This window comes from Terrabacter sp. P5_B1, from assembly GCF_056400505.1.
In genome coordinates this window covers 1-2,500 of record NZ_JBFULD010000454.1, presented here as the reverse complement: position 1 = coordinate 2,500, position 2,500 = coordinate 1, and the positions used below count along the sequence as shown (strand labels likewise).

3 protein-coding genes and 1 pseudogene are annotated in these 2,500 nt (G+C 72.0%); all 4 read right to left on the bottom strand.

Features of this window, described 5'->3' with window-relative positions; translation table 11 throughout:
• A partial coding sequence (locus AC1DP0_RS20760) for a VWA domain-containing protein (protein ID WP_478088256.1) occupies positions 1 to 795 on the bottom strand: 795 nt, incomplete at its 3' end.
• Positions 792 to 1,781: a vWA domain-containing protein gene (locus tag AC1DP0_RS20755; protein WP_478088254.1), complete on the bottom strand. Its 990-nt coding sequence runs from the start codon at positions 1,779 to 1,781 to the stop codon at positions 792 to 794. The genes AC1DP0_RS20760 and AC1DP0_RS20755, both read right to left, overlap by 4 nt.
• On the bottom strand, positions 1,772 to 2,254 hold the full coding sequence (locus tag AC1DP0_RS20750) for a hypothetical protein (RefSeq protein ID WP_478088252.1): 483 nt from the start codon (positions 2,252 to 2,254) through the stop codon (positions 1,772 to 1,774). The genes AC1DP0_RS20755 and AC1DP0_RS20750 overlap by 10 nt, the downstream gene beginning before the upstream one ends.
• A pseudogene (locus AC1DP0_RS20745) lies at positions 2,241 to 2,500 on the bottom strand (hypothetical protein); the annotation flags it as partial. The pseudogene AC1DP0_RS20745 and the gene AC1DP0_RS20750, both read right to left, overlap by 14 nt.

Sequence of the window (2,500 nt, the reverse complement as noted above, 5' to 3'; positions counted from 1 at the left end):
GACGTAGGCCACGCCGAGCTGGTCGGCGATCGTGCGCAACGTGGGCTCGCTGACGACCGACCGGGCGTCCTCTCCGGTGGCGGGGTCCTTGATGTAGTCGCGGCTCGTGTCGAACCGCGACCGGGTCGCCTTCATCCGGCCCCCGGTGGTCGTGCCGTATCCGAGCACCGCCCCACCGTTGATGAGCCGCCTGTCGATGGCGAACGGCGCCGGCGCGTCGGCAGCCGTCTGCTCGCCGTCGCCGAGGTAGTAGACGATGCGCCCACGCTCGGGCGTCCGCGCGTCGGCCTGCCCGAGCAGCTCCTTCAGCCGGTCCTTGGCCTCGCTCACCGAGGTGCCCCGCGAGACCTCGTAGGACTCGGGCAGGAGGGTCTCGACCGCCGCGTCGAGCGCCGTCGTGTCCGTCGTCAGCGGTAGGCGGACTCGCGACGCCTGGTCGAACGTCACGACCGAGTAGCGCGCACCGGGCAGCGCTGCCGCGATGGCCGAGATGTCCGAGGACACCCCCTCGAGCCGAGGCCGCTCGTTGCCGTAGTCCTCCGCGATGATGCTGCTCGTCGTGTCGACGACGAAGTAGACGTTGAGGTTGGCGGCGGTGGTGTCGACCTGCTCCCCCGGCACCCCCGGGAGGAGCGCCGCCGTCGCTAGGAGCACCACCGCCACCGTGAGCCGCCAGTGCGTCGACCGCGACTCGCCCGGCACGGAGCGCGACGAGGGGTTCCACCACACGGCCGCCAGGGCGGCGACGACGAGGACGAGCAGGAGCGGCCACGGAGCGACGGGGAGCAGGTTCACGACGACCACCTCCGGGTCGCGCCGATGACCCCGACGAGGCCGATCCCGGCGAGGGTGATCGGCAGGGTCGGGTTGTCGGAGTGGAGCGAGCGGGATGCCGCGTCGACGAGCGTCGCCTCCTGGGCGTCGACCGAGTCCACGATGCCCTTGATGGCCGACTGGTCACTCATCGCGAAGTACTGCCCGCCCGTGCCGCTGACGACCTTTCGCATCGCCATGGCCTCCTGGTCGGCGCCGTCCTCCTCGGGGTTGAGCCCGTAGACGCGGACGCCCTTGGCCCTGGCCAGCTGCCCCGCCTCGTCCACGGTGATGATGGGGCGTCCGGCGAGGTGGTTGTCCGTCGCGAAGACGACCGAGCGCGCCCGTTGCAGGTCGACCTTGTCGAAGCTCGAGACGCACGTGGCGAGCCCGTCGCCGATGAGCGAGGTGCCGCGACCGTTGGAGGTGCCGGCGAAGAACGAGTCGTATCCCGGCTCGCCGGTGAGCGCGCGCCCCGCCGAGTCGAGCTCGCCGTTGATGAAGTCGTAGTCGTCGGTGAGCGGGAAGACGGTCGCCGCGGAGCTGTTGAAGATGACGAGCCCGATGCGCTCGCCCTCGAAGCTCTTCACGAGAGACCTGAACGTCGTCACCAGCGTCGCGTCGTAGGCCGCCATCGAGCCGGAGACGTCGAGGCACAGCATGATGTCGCGGCTGCGCGTCTGCGGCTTGTCGACCGTCGTGTCGAGCGGGCGCGCAGCGCCGACCAACGCCGCCCCACCGAGGAGCACGGCGCTCGACGCGAGCACCATCATCCGGATCCGGTGCCGGCGCAGCGCGCGGCGGAACTCCGGCAGGTCGGTGAGCGTGCTCGAGTTGGCGACCGCTGCCGAGGCGCGCGCCTGCCGGCGGGACCTGAGGCGGTACACGGCATACGCCAGCAGGAGCGCGAGCAGCGTCCCGAGCGCGAGGACCCCGGGCCACTTGAGGTCGAGTCCGCTCAGCTCCACCGCGCCACCACCTGCTTGGCGACCGTGCCGGCGCCGGTGAGCGTCGCGGTCTCGCGCGGAGCGAACTCACCCGGGTAGAGCGTGCCGACCACCTCGGAGACGGGCGTCAGCCGCGAGCCCTTCGCGTTGAGCTCGGTGAGCGTCATCGTCGGCGCGTCGATCCCGGAGACCTCCTGCACGAAGTGGCGCACGAGGACGCTGAGCTGCTGGTGCGCCCGGCGCTGGCTGATCTCCCCTGCCGCTGCCTGACGCAGGACGAGGTCGATCTGTTGCGTGTAGTCGGCCCGCAGCCGACTCAGCCGGTCCGGCGTGACGCGAGGCGGCACGACGACCTTCCTCTCCCGCGTCGACCACCACACCCAGACGTACCAGGCAGCCACGAGCGCAAGGACAGCGATGCCGATCCACAGCCACCGGCCGGCATACGGGTCGGGGGCGTAGAAGCCCGGCGGCGGGGCGTCAGCGGCGGGCACGGCGCTGCCTCTCGAGGAGGGCGAAGACGGCGGACACGACCTCGTCGGACGACCCGAGGCGGGCGTGGTTGATGCCGCGGCGGTCGAGCAGGGCCGTGGTGCGCTGCACCCGGTCCCTGACGGACGCGGCGTACGCCGCGCGCACCCGGGGGTCGAGCCGCACCAGCGTCGGCAGGGCGTAGGTGTCGGCGACGTCGTAGGCCGTCCGGTTGCCGTCCAGGGCGGTCGGGTCGGCGTCCTCGACGG